This is a genomic window from Streptomyces sp. x-80 (genome assembly GCF_046549095.1).
In the GTDB taxonomy this organism is placed as follows: domain Bacteria; phylum Actinomycetota; class Actinomycetes; order Streptomycetales; family Streptomycetaceae; genus Streptomyces; species Streptomyces celluloflavus.
Map to the genome: position 1 here is coordinate 246,852 of NZ_JAJPWM010000010.1, position 22,169 is coordinate 269,020.

Sequence of the window (22,169 nt, forward strand, 5' to 3'; positions counted from 1 at the left end):
GAGACGGGGCCGAGCAGGCCGGTGCGAAAGCGTCCGGCGCGTCGAAACCACCGGGCGGGCCGGCGCCGTCCGGCGGCGAGACCGAGGGCAGCAGAGCCGAGGGCGGCAAAGCCAGGGGCAGCGGGGCCGAGGCCGGGCAGGGCAGGAAGGGCGGCAAGGCCAGGGCCGCGCTGTGGGAGTTCTTGCAGGGGCTCGGCAAGACCTTCATGCTGCCGGTCGCCCTGCTGGCGTTCTGCGGCATCATGCTCGGCATCGGCAGCTCGCTCTCCAGCGAGTCCGTCACCGACAACCTGCCCTTCCTCAAAGCCGGTGCGTTCCACCTGGCCTTCACCTGGATGGCCAACACCGGGCAGGTCGCCTTCACCTTCCTGCCGGTGCTCTTCGCGATGGCGATACCCCTCGGTCTGGCCCGCCAGGACAAGGGCGTGGCGGCCTTCTCCGGTTTCGTCGGCTTCGCGTCGATGAACCTCGCGGTGAACTTCTTCCTGACCGCCAAGGGCGTGACGTCCGACGCCGGGAAGGCGCACTACGGCGTCGCCCAGGTGCTCGGCATCGAGTCCATCGACACCGGGCTGCTCGGCGCCGTCGGCGTGGGCATCGTGGTGGCGCTGCTGCATCAGCGCTACCGCACCAAACGGCTGCCGGACGCGCTGGCCTTCTTCGGCGGGCTGCGGTTCGTACCGATCGTCTCCGCGCTGGTGATGAGCGTCCTCGGGCTGCTCGTCCCGCTGGTGTGGCCCACGCTGGGCGGCTGGATCGCCGACCTCGGCAAGGGCATCGGGCACACCGGGGTCTTCGGGCCGTTCTTCTTCGGGATGGGCGAGGTGCTGCTGCGGCCCATCGGCCTGCACCACATCCTCGTCGCGATGTTCCGCTTCACCGATGCGGGCGGCGCGGGCGCGGTCTGCGGTGAGCACGTCAGCGGGGCGCTGAACCTCTTCTACGCGCAGCTGTCCTGTCCCACGCCCTCCGGCGCCGCGCACACCGCCACGCACTTCCTCTCGCAGGGCAAGATGGCCGCCTACCTGGGCGGACTGCCGGGCGCCGCGCTGGCGATGTACCACTGCGCGCGGAAGCGGATGCGTCCGGAGATCAAGGCGCTGCTGATCTCCGGTGTGGTCGCCTGTGTCGTCGGCGGGGTCACCGAACCGCTGGAATTCCTCTTCCTGTTCCTCGCGCCCTGGCTGTACCTGATCCACGCGGTGCTGGTCGGCCTCGGCTTCCTGACGGTGGCCGTGCTCGGCGTCTACGTCGGCAACACCGACGGCAACGTGATCGACCTGTTCGTCTTCGGCGTCCTCCAGGGCACGAGCACGAAGTGGTACCTCATCCCGGTCATCGCCGCCGTCTGGTTCGCCGTCTACTACTTCCTCTTCCGCTGGGCGATCAGGAAGTTCGACCTCAAGACGCCGGGGCGCGACGAGCCGGCGGACGACGACGGGGCGACGGGCGCCGCAGCGGCCGCTCCGGCGGCGGCCGAGGGCGCCGAGCCCGCCGGCACCGGCGCCGCCACGCCGCCCGCCGTGGAACTCGTCGCCGGGAAGTACGACCCGGTGGCGATCCTGGCGGCGCTGGGCGGCGCGGCCAACATCCGCTCCCTCGACAACTGCATCACCCGGCTGCGGATGTCCGTCGAGGACGCGGGACTGCTGGACGAGGCGCGGCTGAAGAAGCTCGGCGCGGTGGGCGTCGTCACGCTCGACCCGCACAACGTGCAGGTGATCATCGGCCCCCAGGTGCAGTCCGTGAAGGACGCCCTCGCCACGCTCGTCCCGGAGCGCTGACATGACCCAGGAAGCCGAGATGCCCCACGGAACAGACGCGGACGCCGGAGCGGCGTACGACTTCGACACCCCCGTCGACCGGCACGGCACCTGGTGCACCCAGTGGGACTACGTCGAGGACCGCTTCGGCGCGCCGGACCTGCTGCCGTTCACCATCTCCGACATGGACTTCGAGACCGCGCCCGAGGTGCTGGACGCCCTCCGCGGCCGGCTGGCGCACGGTGTCCTCGGCTACAGCCGCTGGCGGCACGCCGACTTCCTCTCGGCGGTCCGGCACTGGTACGCCACCCGGTACGCCACCGATATCGCCGAGGACCGGATCGTCTACGGGCCCTCGGTGATCTACCAGGTGTCGCAGCTGCTGCGGATGTGGTCGCGGCCCGGCGACGGGATCGTCGTGCACACCCCCGCCTACGACGCGTTCCCCAAGACCGTCGCCGCCCACGGCCGGGAGCTGCGCGGCTGCCCGCTGGGCGACGACGCGGAACTGGAGCGGCTGCTGGCGCTGCCCGATTCGTCGGTGCTGCTGCTGTGCTCACCGCACAACCCGACCGGGCACGTCTGGACGGCCGGGGAGCTGACGCGGCTGGCCGAGCTGTGCGCCCGGCACGGCGTCGCGGTGATCAGCGACGAGATCCACGCCGATCTCGCCCGGGACGGCCATCCGCATCTGCCCTGGGCCCGGTTCGGCAGTGGGCGCTGGGCGGTCGTCACCTCCGCCTCCAAGTCGTTCAACATCCCGGCGCTGACCGGCTCCTACGGGATTCTCGGCAGCGACGCGGACCGCGACGCGTATCTGCACCGGCTGAAGGACGCGGACGGGCTGTCCTCACCCGCCGTGCTGTCGGTGGCCGGCCATATCGCCGCCTACCGGCACGGCGCCCCCTGGCTGGACGCGCTCCGCGCCTACCTGGACGGCAATCTGCGGCTGGTCGCCGAGCGGCTCGGCGCGGCCTTCCCCGAACTGGCCTGGCAGCCGCCGCAGGCCGGCTATCTGGCCTGGATCGATCTGCGCCCGCTCGGCGTGCCCGAGGCGGCGCTCCAGCGGGAGCTGATCGAGCGGCAGCGGGTCGCGATCATGCCGGGATCGACGTACGGGCCGGCCGGCGAGGGGTTCGTCCGGCTCAATGTCGGCTGCCCGCGCACCAAGGCGGCGGCGGGCATCGACGCGCTCGTCCGGGCACTGACGGCGCTGCGTACGGAGCGCTGAGGCGCGGGGCACGGGCGCCGGGCGCGGTGGGCGGTCCGGCGCCCGGGTGCGGGCGGGCGCAACCCGGATGCGGGCATGTCCGGCGGACGGATCCGGGCATGCTCACCCTGTGAGCGAGCCGAGATGAGTGAGCCGAGCCCGCCCGGCGGGGTCCGCCTGGCCTCGCCCCGGGGCCGCTGGGTGCTGCTGACGTCCGTGCTGGGATCGGGCATGGCGATGCTGGACAGCACGGTCGTCAATGTCGCGCTGCCGCGGATCGGCCTGGATCTGAACGCGGATCTCGGCGTCCTGCAATGGACCGTCACCGCGTACATGCTCACCCTCGCCTCGCTGATCCTGCTGGGCGGGGCGCTGGGCGACCGCTACGGCCGGCGCCGGGTGTTCGTGATCGGCGTGGTGTGGTTCGCGGCCGCCTCACTGCTGTGCGGTCTCGCCCCGCACGCCGGGGTGCTGGTCGCGGCCCGCGCCCTCCAGGGCATCGGCGGGGCGCTGCTGACGCCCGGGTCGCTGGCGCTGATGCAGGCGGTCTTCCACCCCGACGACCGGGCGCGGGCGGTCGGCGCCTGGTCGGGGCTGGGCGGGGTCGCCGCGGCCGTGGGCCCGTTCGTCGGCGGCTGGCTGGTGGACGGCCCCGGCTGGCGCTGGGTGTTCTTCCTGAACGTGCCGCTGGCGGCGATCTGCGTACCCGTCGCGCTGCGGCACGTACCGGAGACGCGGGAGCGGGGCGCGCCCGGCCGCGGTTTCGATGTGGCGGGTGCGGCGCTGGGCGCGCTGGCGCTGGCCGGGGTGACGTACGCGCTGATCGCCGCGCCGGGCCGGGGCGCCGCGCCGGGGGTGATCCTCCCCGCGGTGGCCGGGCTGCTGCTCGGGGTGGTCTTCGTCCGTGTCGAGCGGCGGCGGGCGGACCCGATGCTGCCGCCGGAGATCTTCACCATCCGGCAGTTCAGCGCCGTCAACGCGGTGACCGTCTGTGTCTACGCGGCGTTCGGCGGCTTCTTCTTCCTGTCCGTGCTCCAGCTCCAGGTCGTGGCGGGCTATTCGGCGCTGCAAGCCGGCACCGCGCTGCTGCCCACGACCGTGCTGATGCTGCTGCTGTCCGCCCGGTCGGGGGAGCTGGGAGAGCGGATCGGCCCGCGGATCCCGCTCACCGTCGGCCCGGTGCTCTGTGCCGCCGGGATGCTGCTGATGGTGCGGGTGGGCGTGGACGCCTCGTATCCGACCGAGGTACTGCCCGCGCTGGTGGTGCTGGGCATCGGGATGGTGACGCTGGTCGCGCCGCTCACCTCGACCGTACTGGCGTCGGTGGACGTGGACCGGGCGGGCCTGGCCAGCGGTATCAACAACGCGGCGGCGCGGGCCGCCGGGCTGATCGCGGTGGCCGCGCTGCCGCTGCTGGCGGGGATGGGCCCGGAGGCGTACCGCTCGGCGGACCAGTTCGCGGCGACCTTCCGGCGCGCCATGCCGCTGTGCGCGGGTGTGCTGCTGGCCGGTGCGCTGATCGCCTGGCTGACGGTGCGCGGCCCGGCGCCGCGCGGCGCGGACGCCGATGCCGCGGAGCCCGGCCACCCGGAGTGCGCGTACCACTGCGGGGTGAGCGCACCGCCGCTGGACCCGGGCGAGCCGCGGCCGTCGGCGGGCGGACCGGGCCCGCGGGCGGGGGAGCCGGACTCCGGAGGGGCGGGGGAGCCGGGTTCTGGAGAGCCGGGGGAGCCGGGCTCCGGGCCGGCGGACGGGCCCCGTAACCCTTCGTGACCAGGTGACCGTGGGGGTCCGGCCGCCCCGGCCGGCCCCGCCGCCCCGTCGGCACCGGGGCCGGGGGAGCCCCGGCCGCCGAGATGCCGGTCCGCCCGCGGGCCGGGGCGGGGACCAGGCAGACTTGGGGCATGGCCATTCACGAGAACCTGCTCGGGGGACCGCCCCCGACCCATCTGCCCGACGACCCCGAGCCGCGCGAGCTGCTCGCCTCGGGCACGGCGCCGGCCGACGTCGCCGCGAAGTACCCGACCTCCTCCCTGGCCTGGGCCCAGCTCGCCGACGACGCGTTCGAGGCCGGCCGGGTCGTCGAGTCGTACGCCTACGCCCGCACCGGCTACCACCGCGGTCTGGACGCGCTGCGCCGGGCCGGCTGGAAGGGCCACGGCCCGGTGCCCTTCGAGCACGAGCCCAACCGCGGTTTCCTGCGGGCACTGCACGCCCTCGCCCGCGCCGCCCAGGCGATCGGCGAGGAGGCGGAGTACGAGCGCTGCGCCACGTTCCTGCGCGATTCCTCGCCGACCGCGGCCGACATCCTGACCTGAGGGTGCCGCCCCCAGGGGCGGGACCGACGGGCCGGCCGCGTGATCGCGGCCGGCCCTTGCGCGGTCCGGATCCAGCGCGGATGATTTCAGTGGGCCGGGGCACCCCGCGCCCGAGGGGACCGGGGCTCCCGAGCCAAGAGGAAGGGGCGGACCGCTACCCGGTAGTTCGCACCTGAGGAGTCCCTCATGTCGCAGCCATCTCCCACCGGAAGCATCCCGCCAAGAGCCAACGGGGCCGAGCCCGCCCCGGCCGAGACGGATCCGCCGTTCGCCCCCGATCTGAGCATCGGCAGCCGGCACACCACCCCGTACGAGGACTACGTCCAGGCGGGCGTCCTCACCCACCTCCAGCATCCGCTCTCCGACGACCCCGGCGAGATGGTCTTCCTGGTCACCACCCAGGTCATGGAGCTGTGGTTCACGGTCATCGTCCATGAGTGGCAGACCGCCGCCGAGGCGCTGCGCCGCGACGACCTGCCGGTGGCCATGGACGCGCTCAAGCGGTCCGCCCATGAGCTGACGGCGCTGAACGCCTCCTGGCAGCCGCTCGCCCGGCTGACCCCGGCGCAGTTCAACTCCTACCGCAGCGCGCTCGGCGAGGGCTCCGGATTCCAGTCCGCGATGTACCGCAGGATGGAGTTCCTGCTCGGCGAGAAGTCCGCCACCATGCTGGTGCCGCACCGCGGTGCGCCCCGGGAGCACGCCGAGCTGGCGAAGGCCCTTGATGAGCCGAGCCTGTGGGACGAGGTGCTGCGGCTGCTGGCGCGGCGCGGCCATCCCGTCCCGGACGCCGTCCTCCGGCGCGATCCGGCGCTGCGTTACGAACCGGACCGGGCCGTCGAGGCGGTCTGGGCCGATATATACGCCGGCTCGCAGGAGTCCGAACTGGTCCGGCTCGGCGAGGTGCTGACGGATGTCGGCGAGCTGGTGTGGCGCTGGCGCAACGATCATCTGGTGGCGACCCGGCGGGCGATGGGAGCGAAAATGGGCACCGGCGGTTCCGCGGGGGTGGCCTGGCTGGAGAAGCGGGTCCGCAAGAACGTCTTCCCCGAGCTGTGGACGGCGCGCAGCTATGTCTGAGACCCACGAGACCCCTGAAGCCCATGAGGCGTCCACGACTCGCGAGAGTCAGGAGGCCCCACGGGAACAGGCCGCGGTGGTGCGGGAGTTGGACGCCGCCGACCCGCTCGCCGCGATCCGTGACCGTTTCACCCTGGACGACACCGTCTACCTGGACGGCAACTCCCTCGGCGCGCTGCCCCGTACGGTGCCCGCCCGGATCGCCGACGTCATCGCCCGCGAATGGGGCGAGCTGCGCATCCGGTCCTGGACCGAGTCCGGCTGGTGGACGGCGCCCGAGCGGATCGGCGACAAGATCGCGCCGTTGCTCGGCGCCGCGCCCGGCCGGATCGTCGTCGGCGACTCCACCAGCGTCAACCTCTTCAAGGCCGTGGTCGGCGGCGTACGGATGGCCGGGAAGGGCTGTACGGAGATCCTCGTCGATGTGACGACGTTCCCCACCGACGGCTATATCGCCCGGTCCGCGGCCCGGATGACCGGTCTCGCGGTGCGGCCCGTCGAGCCCGCGCGGATCGCCGACGAGGTCACCGAGCGGACCGCGCTCGCGCTGGTCAACCACGTCGACTACCGCACCGGCCGGCTCCACGACCTGCCCGCGATCACCGCCGCGCTGCACTCCGCGGGCGCGCTGGCCGTCTGGGACCTCTGCCACAGCGCCGGCGCGCTGCCGGTCGGACTGGACGCGCACGGCGTCGACCTCGCGGTGGGCTGCACGTACAAGTACCTCAACGGCGGCCCCGGTTCGCCCGCGTACCTCTATGTGCGCGAGAGCCTCCAGGAGCGTTTCGACTCGCCGCTGCCCGGCTGGAATTCGCACGCCGACCCGTTCGGGATGGACACCGCCTACGCCCCGGCCGACGGCATCGTGCGCGGCCGGGTCGGTACCCCGGACATCCTGTCGCTGCTCGCGCTGGACGCGGCGCTGGACGTCTGGGACGGCGTCACGATCGAGGAGGTCCGCGCCAAGAGCCTCGCGCTGACCGATTTCTTCCTCGACCGCGTGGCCGCGTACGCCCCGCCCGGCCGGGTCCGCCCGGTCACCCCGCAGGAGCACCGGCGGCGCGGCAGCCAGGTGTCGCTGGAGTGCGCGGGTGCCGGTGAGGTGATGGCGGAGCTGATCCGGCGCGGGGTGGTCGGCGACTTCCGCCGGCCGGACGTGCTGCGCTTCGGCTTCACCCCGCTCTACACCTCCTTCGCGGACGCGGAGCGGGCGGCCCGGGTGCTCGGCGAGGTGCTGCGGGAGCTGCCGGAACCGGTGGCCGGGGCCGCCGGGTGAGCGCACCGGACGAGGAGTCGGCGCTGCTGGGGCTCGCCCCGGTGGCGCCGGACCGGACGGTGGCGTACGGCTCCGGTCCGGATCAGGTCATCGACCTGTACGGGCCGTGGGCGGGGGCGGCGCGCGGTCCGCTCGTCGTGCTGCTGCACGGCGGGTTCTGGCGCGCGGCCTATGACCGCCGCCATCTGTCACCGCTCGCCGCGGAGCTGGCCGGACACGGCCTGCCGGTCGCGCTCGCCGAGTACCGCAGGGCCGCCGGGGGCGCGGCGCGGATGGCCGAGGACGTGTCGGCGGCGGTGTCGGCGGCCGTGGACGAGGCGGGGGACGAGGCGGCGGGCGGCGCCCGCGCCGTCCTCCTCGGGCACTCCGCGGGCGGCCATCTCGCACTGCTCGCGGCCGCCCGCCCCGGTGCCCCGGTGGCGCGGGTCGTCGCCGTCTCACCGGTCGCCGACCTGGCCCGCGCCCATGAACTGGGGCTGAGCGGGGGCGCGGTCGCCGAACTGCTCGGCGGCGGGCCGGGGCTGGCGGCGCGGATCGCGGCGGCCGACCCGGCGCGCCACCCGCCCACCGGGGTGCCGGTCACGATCCTGCACGGGGGCGACGATCAGGAGGTGCCGCCGGAGCTCTCCCGCCGCTACGCGGCCGCCGCGGGAGCGGTGGCAACGGCGGCGGAGGCGAGGGCGGGGACCGGGGCCGCGGGGACGGCGGCCGTCGGCCCCGCCCGTACGACCCTGCACGAGCTGCCCGGCGTGGGCCACTACGCCCCCGTCACACCCGGCACCCCCGCCTGCCGCACCCTGCTCACGGAGCTGCTCGGCGGCCGAGCGGTGTGAGGGGTGTGAGGGGTGAGGCGTACGGGTGGGGTGGTGCTGGATGGCTGGTGCGGCGCTGTACGACCGGTGCGGCGCCGTACGACACGGCCCGTACGACACGGCTCGTAGGGCCGGCTTGTACGGCTCGGCCCGGCTCGGGCCGTATGTCTCGTACGGCCCGTGGCGGTCATCCCGCGGCACCGTGGCCGTCTCCTCGTGGCCATGGTCACGTGCCCGGCCCGGACCGGTCCCGGGCGTGTAGTACTTGAGGCGGATACCGGCAGATCCCCACTGCTGGGGACGCCCGGACGGCGCCCGCTGCTTACCGTAGACAGCGTGAACCAGACGACCGAGACGCAGAACCCCTTGCGCACGGAGGCCCGGATAGCCCATGGCGCGCTGCAACGGCTGCGCCAGGACCTGTTCGCCGGCGCCTTCGCCTTCCACCCGCTGATGCCGCTGGACGACGCCCGCGTGGTGGGCTGGCGCCAGCGGGTGCCGAAGCGGATCCGGCGCCATGTGCGCTGGGCCCCGCACTGCGCCGTGGCCCTCGGCGCCGGGATCATCTTTCTGCTGACCCTCAGCTCGACGATGCATGGCGGCGGGAGCATTCGGTCCGTCATCACCGTGGGCTTCTGCCTGTTGACCTCCGTCCCGGTCGTCCTCACCCTCTTCCGCCCGGTGGGCGCCTTCTGGGTGTCCATGGGGGGCGTCGTGCTCGGCGTGCTCGGCAGTGCCACCTTCGTCGGGCTGTACGGAAGCCAGTGGTTCAGCGTCGCCTTCGCCACCCACCTCGTGGTGATGACCCTGGTCGTGCTGCGGACCCGGCCACGGCTCGCCCTGGAGATGTGGGCGGTCACCTTCGGCGCCGGGACCACGCTGGCCGTTCTCGTCGGTATGCCCGGAACATCGGACATGCCGGCGATGGGGACGTTCTCCGCCCTCGTCCTGACCGTCGCCGCCGCGATGCGGGCCTGGCGTGAGGAGCGCCGGCAGGTCGTCGAGACGAAGACCGCGACCGCGGAGGAACGCTCCCGGCGCACGCTGCTGGAGGAGCGCGCCACCATCGCCCGCGAGCTGCACGACGTCGTCGCGCACCATATGTCCGTCATCGCCATCCAGGCGGAGGCGGCCCCGTACCGCGTCGCGGACACCCCGCCCGAACTGGCCACGTCCTTCGCGACCATCCGGGAGAACGCCGTCGCCGCGCTCACCGAACTGCGCCGCATCCTGGGCGTGGTCCGCTCCGAGGACCCGGACGCCTTCGTGGGCGGCGATCCGGAGGCCCCGCAGCCCACCCTCGCCAGCCTGGACTCGCTGCTCGACAGCGTCCGCGGCGCGGGGCTGACCGTCGAGGCGGTGATCACCGGTGCGGTCCGGCCGCTGCCGCAGGGCGTGGAACTGTCCGCGTACCGGATCGTGCAGGAGGCGCTGAGCAACGCGCTGCGGCATTCGCCGGGCGCCGATGCGCGGGTCGAGATCTCCTATGTGCTGGGCGGGATCGGCCTGCGGATCGTCAACGGCACCCCGAGCAGGCTCGCCAAGCCGTCCCCGGGCGCCGGCCATGGCGTCCTGGGCATGCGCGAGCGGGTACAGATGCTGGGCGGCGAGATGACGGCCGACCACACGGCGGACGGCGGCTACGAGATCGCCGCGTTCCTCCCGGTGGCCGGCACGGGCGCGAACGCGGCGGCCGGAGAGGGGGCCGCGGCGTGATCCGGGTACTGATCGTCGACGACCAGGTGATGGTCCGGGAAGGCTTCTCGGTCCTGCTGAACGCCATGCCGGGCATCGAGGTCGTCGGCGAGGCGGTGGACGGCCGCCAAGCCGTGGAGAAGGTCGCGCTGCTGCGGCCGGACGTCGTCCTGATGGACATCCGGATGCCGGAGATGAACGGCCTGGAGGCCACCCGCGAGATCGTCGCGGCCGACGCGGACGCCAAGGTCCTCGTGCTGACCACCTTCGACCTGGACGAGTACGTCTACCAGGCGCTGCGCGCCGGGGCCAGCGGCTTCCTGCTCAAGGACGCCTCGGCCGGCCAACTGGCCGAGGGCGTACGCATCGTCGCCTCCGGTGAGGCGCTGCTCGCCCCCACCGTCACCAAGCGCCTCATCTCCGAGTTCTCCCGCCTGGGGACGCCCCGCGCACCCGCCCAGGAGCGCATCGGCGACCTGACCGAACGCGAGACGGAGGTCCTGGTCCTGGTGGCCCAGGGCCTGTCCAACGGCGAGATCGCCGCACATCTCGTCGTCGCGGAATCCACCGTGAAGACCCATGTCAGCCGGATCCTGGTGAAGCTCGGCCTGCGCGACCGCACCCAGGCGGCGGTCTTCGCGTACGAGGTGCGGCTGGTCACGCCGGGCGGCTGACCTGTGCGGTCCCGTGCGGTCCCGTGCGGCCTCATGGTGACGAGGACCGCTGGACGGCCCCGAGTTCGCCGCGGTCCGGCCGGCAGACGCTTTCGAAGGAGTCGTGGGCGGCCCGTGCGAGGAGCGGTGGCCGGCCCCGGGCCGGCACCGGGCCGAACCCGTGCGGTGCGGTGGAACCACCGGCGCCGACTCCGGGAGGAGGGGCGGCCGTCCGGTCGCCCCGTCCAGGACCTCAGCAACGGAAGCCGACAACGCCAAAGCCCGGCCGTCCCGCCGCGCGCCGCAGCCGGCCGGGACACTGCGTGACGGCCAAGGCATGCGTAGCGGCCACGTCGAGCAGGTGGACGCTCAGCGAAGAACTCATGGGACGAACCTGTGGGACGAACCTGAGGGAAGCCTCTGACACCGCTGCGTGCGGCCGCGTACGGACCGCTGCCGCTTGTCCACCGGGTGTGGACAACGTCCGCCGGTGGCCGGTGACGGGGCGCGGGTCGTGGGTCGTGGGCCGTGGGGGCGCCTGCGTCCGGGCGCGGTGAGAGGCGGTGCGAGTACGCCGCCGGAGTCCGCTACAGCTCCGGCGGCGTACGTGGTGGGGGCGGCCCGGCGGACGGCGGGGCCGCCGGGTGTCAGCCGATGTCGCGGCGGCGGAAGGCGGCCAGGCCCGCGGCCGTGAGGAGGGCTGCCAGGGTGAGGAGCCAGCCGAACGGGGCCGCGGTGACCGTGGGGCCGGGCAGCTTGGGGAGATGGCTGAAGGGGGAGAGGTCCATGGTCCACCGGGGGAACTTCAGGGCGGGGCCTATCCAGCTGATCGCGAGGACGCCGCCGATGAGTGCCCAGATGGCGCCGGCCGCCCGCGGGAGCAGGCCGAAGACCAGCACGGCCAGGCCGGTGAGCGTCCAGACCGCCGGGACCTGGGCGAGGGCGGCGCCCAGCACCGGGCCGAGCTGTCCGGTGACGTCGTGGACCGTGCTGCCGTAGCCGACGGCGAGGGCCAGGCCGCCGGCCGTCATGATGACGGCCGTGCCGAGGTAGGCGATGGCCAGATGGCTGCCGGCCCAGCGCAGGCGGCCGACGGGCCCGGCCAGTACCGGTTCGGCGCGGTTGCCGGTCTCCTCGCCGCGCAGCCGGAGCACCGAACCGGCCGCGTAGATCGTCGCGACCATGCCCAGCAGGCCGGTCATCGTGGCCAGGAAGGCGTCGGTCAGGCCCTGTTGGCCGCCCATCCGCTCGAAGATCTCGCGGGTCCGCTCGTTGCCGCCGACCATGTCGGCGGCGCCCTTGGCGATGCTGCCGAATATCCCGCCGGCGAAGAGGAAACCGGCCGTCCAGCCGAACAGGGTGGCGCGCTGGAGCCGCCAGGCCAGACCGAAGGGGCCGCTCAGGGAGGCGGGTGCGCGGGCCGGTCCCGGCCGGGCCGGCAGAAAGCTCATGCCGAGGTCGCGGCGGGCCGTCAGGGCGTACGCGGCGGAGACGGCGAGCGCCGTCGCGGCCAGGAAGAGGAGCAGGACCCACCAGCGCTCGCCGGCGTACGGCCGCAGATTCTGGGCCCAGCCGACCGGTGAGAGCCAGGTCGGCAGGGAGGTGGCGGTGGCATCGGCGGCGTCGCCCGCGGCGCGCAGCGCGAAGGCGAGGCCGAGGACCGCGCCGGTCAGCCCCTTGGCCATCCGGGCGCTCTCGGTGAGCTGCGCGGTGATGGCGGCCAGGCCCGCGAAGAGCAGGCCGGTGGCGCCGACGGCGAGACCGAGGGCGAGCGAACCGGCCGCCGGCCGGCCGGACCCGGCCAGTCCGGCGGCGATCAGCACGGCCAGCCCGGCATCGGCGATCAGGGCGGCCAGCAGCGCCGCGGTCAGCGGTGCACGGCGGCCCACCACCGCCGCCGAGAGCAGCTCCTGACGGCCGGTCTCCTCCTCCTCGCGGGTGTGCCGGACGACGATCAGCAGGCTCATCACCGCGGCGAGCACGGCGCCGAGACCGGCCATCCGCCAGGCGACGAGACCGCCGACGGAGTCGCTGAAGACCGGTCCGTACAGGGCGCGCAGCGAGCTGTTGGCGTTCATCGACGCGGCCAGGCCCGCGCGTTCGGCGGCGGTGCCGTAGAGGGTCTCGAACGCGGAGCCGGTGCTCGCGACGGCGAGCCCGAGGGCCAGCACCCACGCCGGGATCAGCAGGCGGTCGCGGCGCAGCGCGAGGCGCAACAGGGTGCCGGTGCCCGCCAGCGGGCGGGAGCCGCCGCGGCGGAGCGGGGCGGCCGCGGCCACGGCGGTCATCGCGCCACCGCCGTTTCGGTGCGGACGCCGTCCTGGTAGTGCCGCAGGAAGAGCTCCTCCAGGGTGGGCGGGGTGCTGGTCAGGCTGCGGACGCCGGACTCGCCGAGCGAGCGGAGCACCGCGTCGAGCTTGTCGGTGTCGACCTGGAAGCGGACGCGGTGGCCCTGGACCGTCAGGTCGTGGACGCCGGGCAGGCGGGCGAGGCCGTTGGGCGGGCCGGCCAGTTCGGCGCTGACGGAGGTGCGGGTGAGGTGGCGCAGCTCGCCGAGCGAGCCGGACTCGACGGTCCGCCCCTTGCGGATGATGCTGACGCGGTCGCAGAGCGCCTCGACCTCGGAGAGCACATGGCTGGAGAGCAGGACCGTACGGCCGCGGTCGCGCTCCTCGGCGACGCAGGACTGGAAGACCTCCTCCATCAGCGGGTCGAGGCCGGAGGTCGGCTCGTCCAGGATGAGCAGATCGACCTCGGAGGCGAAGGCGGCGACCAGGGCGACCTTCTGCCGGTTGCCCTTGGAGTACGTCCGCCCCTTCTTGGTGGGGTCGAGTTCGAACCGCTCCAGGAGTTCGGCCCGGCGCGCGGCGTCGAGACCCGCCCGCCGCCCGCCGTCGCCCGCCCCCCGGAGGCGTTTCGCGCCGCCGCCCTGATGCAGCCGCCCGTAGAGGTCGATGACCTCGCCGCCGGAGAGGTTGCGCCACAGGGTGACGTCACCGGGGACGTAGGCGATGCGGCGGTGCAGCTCGACGGCGTCGCGCCAGGGGTCCTCGCCCAGGAGACGGGCGGTGCCCCGGTCGGCGCGGAGCAGGCCGAGCAGGACGCGGATGGCGGTGGACTTTCCCGCGCCGTTGGGCCCGAGGAAGCCGTGCACCTCACCGGTCTCGACGGTGAGGTCGAGGCCGTCCAGCGCATGGGTCCGGCCGAACGACTTGTGGAGGCCGTCCACCCGGATCGCGGCAGAGGCGGAGTTTGCCTTGGTCATGATTTGGAAGGTACGCTAATTTCATAAATTTGTGAAGTTAAGAAACCGTATAAAGTTGGAGCCGGTGGCTCTGATCAGGGGAGATGATGCGGATATGACCGAGCGAGGACAGCAGGATGAGCGCCGGCCGGCCGCGGGGCCGCGCGACGACGAGGCGGTTTCGCAGTTCGTCGAACAGTTCGCGGCCCAGCTGGTCGATGCCGGTATGCAGCGGATGCCCGCCCGTGTCTTCGCCTGTCTGCTGGCCTCGGAGTCCGGCGTCCTGACCTCCGCCGAGCTGAGCGAACGCCTCCAGATCAGCCCCGCCGCCGTCTCCGGCGCGATCCGCTACCTCTCCCAGGTCGGCATGATCAGCCGCGAGCGCGAGCCCGGCTCCCGGCGCGACCGCTACCGCGTGCACAGCGACCAGTGGTACGAGGCGCTGACCCACAAGGGCAGCGTCCTCACCCGCTGGGAGAGCACCCTGCGCGACGGTGTGGACAGCCTCGGCGAGCGCACCCTCGCGGGCCGTCGGATCGGCGAGACGCTCGCCTTCATGGAGTTCATGCAGGAGGAGCTGGTGGTGATGCTGGATCGCTGGCGCGACCACCGCGACCAGCTGCGCGCCGACTTCGGCACCGACACCGACACGGGCACCGCCGCAGGTACGGGCACCGGCACCGAGGCGGGCACCGGCACCGAGGCGGGCACCGGCACCGAAGCCGCCGCCGAGACCGGCTCCGGAGTGGACGCCGGAGCGAACACGGGGGCGGATACCAGGGCCGCCCGCCACTGAGCCCCGTACCGCCTGTCCCCTGCCGCCCGCCCCGCTCCTCGCCGCTCAGCCGTCGCGCGGCAGTGTCAGCCGCCAGGCCCCGGGCTGCACCGTCCACGTACGGGTCCTGACCGGCCCGCCGACGACCGAGTCGGCCCGGTAGTGGAAGTCCGCACCGGACACCGTCACCGCGCGGGCCCGGGTCCGTACGGGCCGCTCGGCGCCGGGCCAGTGCACGACGACCTCGGCCAGCCCGGCGGCGCCCCCGTCCGCACGGCCCCTGCCGCCGTCCGGGGCACCGCCGCCGCCACCGGACGGCGGCCCGGCCGTCCCGCCGTCCGCCGCCGCACCGCTCGCCACCGCCCCGTCGTCCGCCGCCCACCCGGCCGGTACCACCGACACCCCGCGCACCGGCCGGTCCAGGTCCGCCAGCAGCACACCGTCCGCCTCGATCCGCAGCCGCTGGACCGCCGCCCGGCCGCGCCGCCCGGTCAGCCGGCCGGCCGGTGACACCAGCAGCGCCAGCGCCGAACGGGCGGTCCGCGCGGCCGGCACCCACCACGGCCGGGGCCGCGCGCCGTCCGGTGCGCCGCCGGTCTCGTCCACGTCGTCCACCGGATGCGCCGCACCCGGCACATACGCACCGTGCGCATGCCCCGTCGCACCGCTCCCGCACGGGATGCGCAGCCCGCCCAGCACGATGCCGTCGCTGTCGTCCGTGAGCAGATCCATCGGCCGCTCGTCGCCGTCCAGCACCGCCCGCGCGGCGGCCACCGTGTCCGTGGGGACGCCCAGCAGACGGCTCAGCGCGACCGTGGCCGGCGCGCCCACCGGCACCATCGACACGGCCACCGCCGCCAGCTCGCGCTCCTTGTGCAGCAGTGCCACGACCCGCAGCAGCGCCCGGTCGTCACCGATCACCACCGGGCGCCGATGACCGCGCCGGGCGAGCGCCCGCGCGAACTCCTCGGGGCCCTCCGGAAGGCAGATTTTCGTCCCCGCGCCCGCGCACAGGACATCCTTCGCGATCCGCACGGACTCCCCGTCCGTACTGCGGGCGACCGGGTCGATGACCACGAGCAGGGGATACCCCCGGACGGAGTCCGGGGGTGAGTCCCCAGAAGGCTGCGCCGACACCTCGGTCCTTCCTCAGGTAGCATCTCGGTGCAAGAGCCCCTTGCGCTATTGCGCCAGGGGCTTCGTCTATTCCGGGGCACCGGTTCAACGGCTCCAGCGATGACGTACGCGTGCAGACGCATGTTTACGCCGTCCACGCACGTTGGACATGCCCCGCCCGGAAGGGGTGTACGCCTGTGCCCGCACTTGTGCTGCTCGGTGCTCAGTGGGGTGATGAGGGCAAGGGAAAGGCCACCGATCTGCTCGGTGGGTCCGTTGACTATGTGGTGCGCTACCAGGGCGGCAACAACGCCGGCCACACGGTTGTCGTAGGCGACCAGAAGTACGCGCTGCACCTTCTCCCTTCCGGAATCCTCTCGCCGGGGTGTACCCCGGTCATCGGAAACGGCGTCGTTGTCGACCCAGCGGTCCTGCTCTCCGAGCTGAGCGGACTCAACGCGCGTGGCGTCGACACGTCCAAGCTGCTGATCAGCGGTAACGCGCACCTGATCACGCCGTACAACATCACCGTCGACAAGGTGACGGAACGCTTCCTCGGAAAGCGCAAGATCGGCACCACCGGGCGCGGTATCGGCCCGACCTACGCCGACAAGATCAACCGCACCGGCATCCGGGTCCAGGATCTCTACGACGAGTCGATCCTGATCCAGAAGGTCGAGGCGGCCCTCGACGTCAAGAACCAGCTGCTGACCAAGCTCTACAACCGCCGCGCCATCGAGGCCGGCCAGGTCGTCGAGGAGATGCTGGGCTACGCCGACCAGCTCAAGGGCTACGTCGCCGACACCACCCTGCTCCTCAACAAGGCGCTGGACGAGGAGAAGGTCGTGCTCTTCGAGGGCGGGCAGGGCACCCTGCTCGACATCGACCACGGCACGTACCCCTTCGTCACGTCCTCGAACCCGACCGCGGGCGGCGCCTGCACGGGTGCGGGCGTCGGCCCCACGAAGATCAGCCGCGTCATCGGCATCCTCAAGGCGTACACCACGCGCGTCGGCGCCGGACCGTTCCCGACCGAGCTGTTCGACAAGGACGGCGAGGCGCTGCGCACCATCGGCGGCGAGCGCGGGGTCACCACCGGCCGGGACCGCCGCTGCGGCTGGTTCGACGCGGTCATCGCCCGCTACGCGACCCGGGTCAACGGCCTGACGGACTTCTTCCTCACCAAGCTCGACGTGCTCACGGGCTGGGAGCAGATCCCGGTCTGCGTCGCGTACGAGATCGACGGCAAGCGCGTCGAGGAACTGCCCTACAGCCAGACGGACTTCCACCACGCGAAGCCGGTCTACGAGATGCTGCCGGGCTGGTCCGAGGACATCACCAAGGCGAAGTCCTTCGCCGACCTGCCGAAGAACGCGCAGGCGTACGTCAAGGCGCTGGAGGACATGTCCGGCGCCCCGATCTCCGCGATCGGCGTCGGCCCCGGCCGCGACGAGACCATCGAGATCAACTCGTTCCTGTAAGGCGCGCGCCGTGGCCGGCGGACCGTGCGTCCGCCGGCCACGGCGATGTCGTGTCCGGGCCGCCGCGCGGATGCGGCGGCCCTCCTATGAGGGCGTGGCGGCCATGACGTGGGGGCCGCCGTGGCGCGGGCGCACCCCCGCCCTCCCGCGCGGGATCAGCCCGTCCGGTGGTACGTCAGCGGACCCTTGCCGTCGTCGGAGGTGCGCCGCAGTCCGCCGTCCACCAGCTCCAGGGTGGACGGGGCGCCGGGCCGGCAGGTCGCGGGCGTACCGGAGACCACGGTGGAGGGCTTGAGGCGGACCGGTGGCCCGGCGGACGCCAGGGCGGCCGCGAACGCGCAGCGGTACGCGGGCCCGGTGGCCGTCATCGCCAGCACGGTGTCCCCGGGGCCGCCCTGGCTGAGCGTGAGACGCCGGACGTCGGAGGTGTCGCTGCCGACCGTCGCCTCCCAGGTGCCGAGGTAGTCCTCGGGCAGGCGGCCGTTCCCGGACGACGGCGCCGCCACCTGCTTGCCGTGGCCGCCGTCCCGCTCGCCCCCGCCCGCGTCGGACTGCCCGGCCTGCGACTCGGTGTGGCCCTGCGTGCTCAGCACCGCGTACGCGGCACCGGCACCGGCCACGGCCAGGACGAGGGCGTACGCGGTCATCAGCGCGGCACCGCCCCGGCGACGGCGCGGCTTCGGGGCGGCGGGTACGGGTATGGGTACGGCGCCGGGGACGGGCGGCGGGTCGGCGGCCGGGGGCGCGAGGGCGGGCGAGACCGCGGCCGGCGTCGGGTGCGTTCCGGGCGCTTCCGGCTCGGTCTGCCGAGCCGGCCGGTTCGGGCCGGTTCCCCTGGCCGATGAGGCGGACCCGTGCGGCCGCCCCGGCTCCGTCGTCCGCTTCGGGAGGTCCGCCGGGTGCGGTGCGTCCGGTCCGTCCGTGGTCCGGGGCGCCGCCGGTGGCGCGGGCCGTGCGCCGCCACCGTCCGCACCGTACGGGGGAGTCTCCGCCGCCAGCAGCTCCACGGCGTGCCGCCCGAGCCGGGCGATCAGCGCAGCGGGCAGCCACGGCTCGTCCGCGTCCCCGGCCGGCCGCCCCGCCGCCGTCCGCTCCCACAGTTGTGCCGGTGTGGGGCGTTGTGCCGGGTCCTTGGCCAGACAGGCGGTGACCAGGTCGTACAGCCCCTCGGGCAGTCCGGTGAGGTCGGGTTCCTCCTGGGCGATGCGGTACATCACCGCGTGCGCCGCGTTGCCGGCCGTGGCGAACGGGAGCCGGCCGGTGGCCGCGTACGCGAGGACCGAGCCGAGGCAGAAGACGTCGCACGCCGGGGTGAGCGGTTCACCCCGTACCTGCTCGGGCGCCATGAAGCCCGGTGAGCCGAGCGCGGCGCCGGTGCGGGTCGTGCCCGCGCCGGCCGCCGCCTCCAGCGCCCGCGCGATCCCGAAGTCGATCACCCGGGGGCCGTCGATGGTGATCAGGATGTTGGACGGTTTGAGGTCGCGGTGGATGATCCCGGCGGCGTGGACCGACTCCAGGGCGCGGGCGAGCCCGGCGGCCAGGATGCGCACCGTCCGCTCCGGCAGCGGTGTGCCGTCCCCGGCGACGACCTGCCGGAGGGAGGGGCCCGCGATATAGCCGGTGGCGACCCACGGCGTGCCGGCCTCGGTGTCCGCGTCCAGGACGGGCGCGGTCCACTCCCCGCCGACCCGCCGCGCGGCCCGCACCTCCTGCCGGAAGCGCGCCCGGAACTCCTCCTGGCCGGCCAGCTCCTCGCGGACGAGCTTGACGGCGACCGTCCGGCCACGGTCCGAACGGGCCAGGAACACCTGCCCCATCCCGCCCTCGCCCAGCCGCCCGATCAGGCGGTACTCCCCGATCCGCTGCGGATCCCGGGCCCCGAGCGGGGCCGGCCCACCGGGGAGCCATACCTGCCCTGGCCGCCCCAACTGTTCTGCGTGTCCCGGCTGTTGCACGATCCGTCGCCCCTTCCCCCGAATTCCGCCGTGCCGGAGAGACCGGCGCGGGCACGGGACATGCGGGACGATGCCGGCCGTCCCCCCGGGGGCCAAGTCGTCCTCCGCCGGGTCCCGTTGTGCCGTGTCGCGCTCTCTTCCGCCCCGAGGATATCGAGGACTCCTGGCGCCCCGGCCCGGTGGTCGGCCGCGGGGCGCGCACCCGGCGCCCGTACGCGGTGCCCGCGGTCCCCGGTGCGCAGGGCGGGAACTTTTCGCGGGTACGGAGCGTAGAACCATTGACACCGCACCGTGCACACCCCGGTCCGCACGATCACCCCTTTCCCCTACGCAGCCCGCCGAGGAGACCGTGTGATTCCCGCCGTACGAGCCGTTGCCCGCGCCGCCATGGCCGCGCGTCCCGTCCCGCTCGCCGAGGTCCAGGCCCGCGCCGAACTGCTGGCCCGCTTCGGCCACAGCTATCTCGTTCCGGTCGATGTCTTCGCCGCCTTCGCCGCCGAACTCACCGACCGGCGCAGGCCCGGCGGCCCGTTCGCCGCGCTGTGCATCAACGGCCGCCGCTGGTTCCGCTACCGCTCCGTCCACTACGACACCCCCGACCTGCGGACCTTCCACGACCACCGGGAGCTCCGCCGGCTCCGCTTCAAGATCCGCGAGCGGCTCTACGCGGACACCGGCGAGCGGCAGTTCGAGGTCAAGCTCAAGGGCCGGCACGGCGAGACGGTCAAGCACCGGCAGCCGCTGCTGCCCGGTGACGCGGCCCTCGGCCCGGCCCCGCGCGGCTTCCTCAGCTCCGTACTGCACCGCTCGTACGGCATCGAGGCGCCCACCGACCTGGGCCGGTCCGTCGAGACCTCCTACCAGCGGACCACCCTCGTCGCCGACGGGCAGCGCATCACCTGTGACGCGGGCCTGGTCTGCCGGGATCTGGAGACGGGCCGGACCATACGCGCCGACGGCGGTCTGGTCCTGGTCGAGACCAAGACCTCCGGCCGTCTGGCCGAGGCGGACCGGCTGCTGCGCGGCCACGGTCTGCGGGCCGCCGAATTCACCAAGTACTGCGGGGCGCTGTCGGCCCTGCGCCCGGATCTGACCGCCGGCCACTGGCAGCGGGCGGTCGGGACGGCCTTCCCGTCGGCGGTCTGAGGGCGGCCGCGAGGCGGTGCGGCCACCCGCCCGGTCCCGTACGGCGAGGGCCTGACGGGGGCCGCACCAGGAGTCACACACACTGTCGGTGCCGCGCCGGAGGATTCACACACACTGTCGGTACCGGCGGTCGAACGGTGATCCCTAGGCTGGAGGCGTGTGCCGCCCTAGTCTCGGCGGACCCGAGCGACCCGATCCGAGGTACTGACCGTGACCACGACGCATCCCGCTTCCGCCGCCGCTGCCGCCGATCCGGCCGCCGGCGCGGCTGTGAAGGCCGCCGACCGCGCGCATGTCTTCCACTCCTGGTCCGCGCAGGGCCTGATCGACCCGCCGGCGATCGCCGGCGCCGAGGGGTCCTACTTCTGGGACTACGACGGCAACCGCTACCTCGACTTCTCCTCGCAGCTGGTCAACACCAACATCGGCCACCAGCACCCCAAGGTCGTCGCGGCCATCCAGGCGCAGGCCGCGAAGCTGTGCACCCTCGCGCCCGGCTTCGCCGTCGACGTCCGCTCCGAGGCCGCCCGGCTGATCGCCGAGCGCACCCCCGGCGACCTCGACAAGATCTTCTTCACCAACGGCGGCGCGGAGGCCGTGGAGAACGCGGTCCGCATGGCCCGGCTGCACACCGGCCGACCCAAGGTGCTCTCCGCCTACCGCTCGTACCACGGCGCCACCGCCGCCGCGATCAACCTGACCGGTGACCCGCGCCGCTGGCCCTCCGACACCGCCTCGGCCGGTGTCGTCCACTTCTGGGGCCCGTTCCGCTACCGCTCGCCCTTCCACGCGGAGAACGAGGCCCAGGAGTGCGAGCGCGCCCTCGCCCACCTCGATCAGACCATCGCCTTCGAGGGGCCGCAGACGATCGCGGCGATCGTCCTGGAGACCGTCCCCGGTACCGCCGGGATCATGGTTCCGCCCGCCGGCTACCTCGCCGGCGTCCGCGAGATCTGCGACCGCCACGGGATCGTCTTCGTCCTCGACGAGGTCATGGCGGGCTTCGGCCGCACCGGCCGCTGGTTCGCCGCCGAGCACTTCGGCGTCACGCCCGACCTGCTGACCTTCGCCAAGGGCGTCAACTCCGGCTACGTCCCGCTCGGCGGCGTCGCGATCAGCGCCGAGATCGCCGCCACCTTCGACCAGCGCCCCTACCCCGGCGGCCTGACCTACTCCGGCCACCCGCTCGCCTGCGCCTCCGCCGTCGCCACCATCAACGCGATGGCCGAGGAGCGGATCGTGGAGAACGCCGACCGGATCGGCGAGACGGTCATCGGGCCCGCGCTGCGGGAGATCGCCGAGCGCCACCCCTCGGTCGGCGAGGTCCGCGGTATGGGCGTCTTCTGGGCCGTGGAGCTGGTCAAGGACCGGGAGACCCGCGAACCGCTGGTGCCGTACAACGCGTCCGGCGCGGCCAACGCCCCGATGGGCGAGTTCGCGGCGGCCTGCAAGCGCGGCGGTCTGTGGCCGTTCGTGAACATGAACCGTACGCACGTCGTCCCGCCCTGCACGGTCACCGAGACCGAGGCCAAGGAGGGCCTCGCCGCGCTGGACGAGGCGCTGACCGCGGCGGACGCGCACACGACCGGGGCCTGAGCCCGGTACCCGCACTCCCTCTGACGTACCGTCCGTCCGGCCGGCCCGT

16 protein-coding genes and 1 pseudogene are annotated in these 22,169 nt (G+C 73.7%); 13 read left to right on the forward strand and 4 right to left on the reverse strand.

The features are described 5' to 3' along the window. The first annotated feature begins 206 nt into the window (after positions 1-206). The 9 genes from malX (at position 207) to ACLJWH_RS22110 (ending at position 10,828) form a co-directional block, all read left to right on the forward strand. Positions 207-1,784, forward strand: coding sequence for a maltose/glucose-specific PTS transporter subunit IIBC (malX, locus tag ACLJWH_RS22070; protein WP_411143527.1), 1,578 nt, complete (start codon positions 207-209; stop codon positions 1,782-1,784). A 1-nt stretch (position 1,785) separates the two neighbouring features. Continuing rightward, positions 1,786-2,994, forward strand: a complete 1,209-nt coding sequence (locus ACLJWH_RS22075; protein ID WP_411143465.1) for a MalY/PatB family protein — start codon at positions 1,786-1,788, stop codon at positions 2,992-2,994. A 123-nt stretch (positions 2,995-3,117) separates the two neighbouring features. Next, positions 3,118-4,746, forward strand: coding sequence for a DHA2 family efflux MFS transporter permease subunit (locus ACLJWH_RS22080; RefSeq protein WP_411143466.1), 1,629 nt, complete (start codon positions 3,118-3,120; stop codon positions 4,744-4,746). Positions 4,747-4,877: 131 nt separating this feature from the next. Continuing rightward, positions 4,878-5,291, forward strand: a complete 414-nt coding sequence (locus ACLJWH_RS22085; RefSeq protein WP_411143467.1) for a DUF3151 domain-containing protein — start codon at positions 4,878-4,880, stop codon at positions 5,289-5,291. Positions 5,292-5,477: 186 nt separating this feature from the next. Beyond that, positions 5,478-6,371, forward strand: a complete 894-nt coding sequence (locus tag ACLJWH_RS22090; RefSeq protein WP_411143468.1) for a tryptophan 2,3-dioxygenase family protein — start codon at positions 5,478-5,480, stop codon at positions 6,369-6,371. Then, on the forward strand, positions 6,364-7,647 hold the full coding sequence (kynU, locus tag ACLJWH_RS22095; protein WP_411143469.1) for a kynureninase: 1,284 nt from the start codon (positions 6,364-6,366) through the stop codon (positions 7,645-7,647). Before ACLJWH_RS22090 ends, kynU begins: the two co-directional genes overlap by 8 nt. Then, a complete protein-coding gene (locus ACLJWH_RS22100) occupies positions 7,644-8,480 on the forward strand; it encodes an alpha/beta hydrolase (protein ID WP_411143470.1) in 837 nt (278 codons plus the stop codon). The genes kynU and ACLJWH_RS22100 overlap by 4 nt, the downstream gene beginning before the upstream one ends. A 315-nt stretch (positions 8,481-8,795) precedes the next feature. Next, positions 8,796-10,175 (forward strand): sensor histidine kinase, encoded by a 1,380-nt coding sequence (locus ACLJWH_RS22105; RefSeq protein ID WP_411143471.1) that lies wholly within the window; start codon positions 8,796-8,798, stop codon positions 10,173-10,175. A gap of 29 nt (positions 10,176-10,204) precedes the next feature. Continuing rightward, positions 10,205-10,828, forward strand: coding sequence for a response regulator (locus ACLJWH_RS22110; RefSeq protein ID WP_411143528.1), 624 nt, complete (start codon positions 10,205-10,207; stop codon positions 10,826-10,828). Between the two features lie 626 nt (positions 10,829-11,454). Here the strand turns inward: ACLJWH_RS22110 and ACLJWH_RS22115 are convergent. Both ACLJWH_RS22115 and ACLJWH_RS22120 read right to left on the reverse strand, forming a co-directional pair. Beyond that, a complete protein-coding gene (locus ACLJWH_RS22115) occupies positions 11,455-13,095 on the reverse strand; it encodes an ABC transporter permease (protein WP_411143472.1) in 1,641 nt (546 codons plus the stop codon). After that, positions 13,092-14,072, reverse strand: coding sequence for an ATP-binding cassette domain-containing protein (locus ACLJWH_RS22120; protein WP_411143473.1), 981 nt, complete (start codon positions 14,070-14,072; stop codon positions 13,092-13,094). Before ACLJWH_RS22120 ends, ACLJWH_RS22115 begins: the two co-directional genes overlap by 4 nt. 94 nt (positions 14,073-14,166) lie before the next feature. Here ACLJWH_RS22120 and ACLJWH_RS22125 point away from each other — a divergent pair. Further along, a pseudogene (locus ACLJWH_RS22125) lies at positions 14,167-14,682 on the forward strand (GbsR/MarR family transcriptional regulator); the annotation flags it as partial. A 210-nt stretch (positions 14,683-14,892) separates the two neighbouring features. Here the strand turns inward: ACLJWH_RS22125 and ACLJWH_RS22130 are convergent. Continuing rightward, positions 14,893-15,903 (reverse strand): hypothetical protein, encoded by a 1,011-nt coding sequence (locus ACLJWH_RS22130; protein WP_411143474.1) that lies wholly within the window; start codon positions 15,901-15,903, stop codon positions 14,893-14,895. A 236-nt stretch (positions 15,904-16,139) separates the two neighbouring features. Here ACLJWH_RS22130 and ACLJWH_RS22135 point away from each other — a divergent pair, with 236 nt between their 5' ends. Continuing rightward, positions 16,140-17,423 (forward strand): adenylosuccinate synthase, encoded by a 1,284-nt coding sequence (locus ACLJWH_RS22135; protein ID WP_411143475.1) that lies wholly within the window; start codon positions 16,140-16,142, stop codon positions 17,421-17,423. A gap of 155 nt (positions 17,424-17,578) precedes the next feature. On the opposite strand, the gene ACLJWH_RS22140 is transcribed toward ACLJWH_RS22135, so the two are convergent. Further along, complete coding sequence (locus ACLJWH_RS22140; protein WP_411143476.1) at positions 17,579-19,378, reverse strand: protein kinase domain-containing protein; 1,800 nt, start codon at positions 19,376-19,378, stop codon at positions 17,579-17,581. A gap of 351 nt (positions 19,379-19,729) precedes the next feature. Here ACLJWH_RS22140 and ACLJWH_RS22145 point away from each other — a divergent pair, with 351 nt between their 5' ends. After that, positions 19,730-20,524, forward strand: coding sequence for a polyphosphate polymerase domain-containing protein (locus ACLJWH_RS22145; protein ID WP_411143477.1), 795 nt, complete (start codon positions 19,730-19,732; stop codon positions 20,522-20,524). A 210-nt stretch (positions 20,525-20,734) separates the two neighbouring features. Next, on the forward strand, positions 20,735-22,120 hold the full coding sequence (locus ACLJWH_RS22150) for an aspartate aminotransferase family protein (protein WP_411143478.1): 1,386 nt from the start codon (positions 20,735-20,737) through the stop codon (positions 22,118-22,120). Positions 22,121-22,169: the final 49 nt, after the last annotated feature.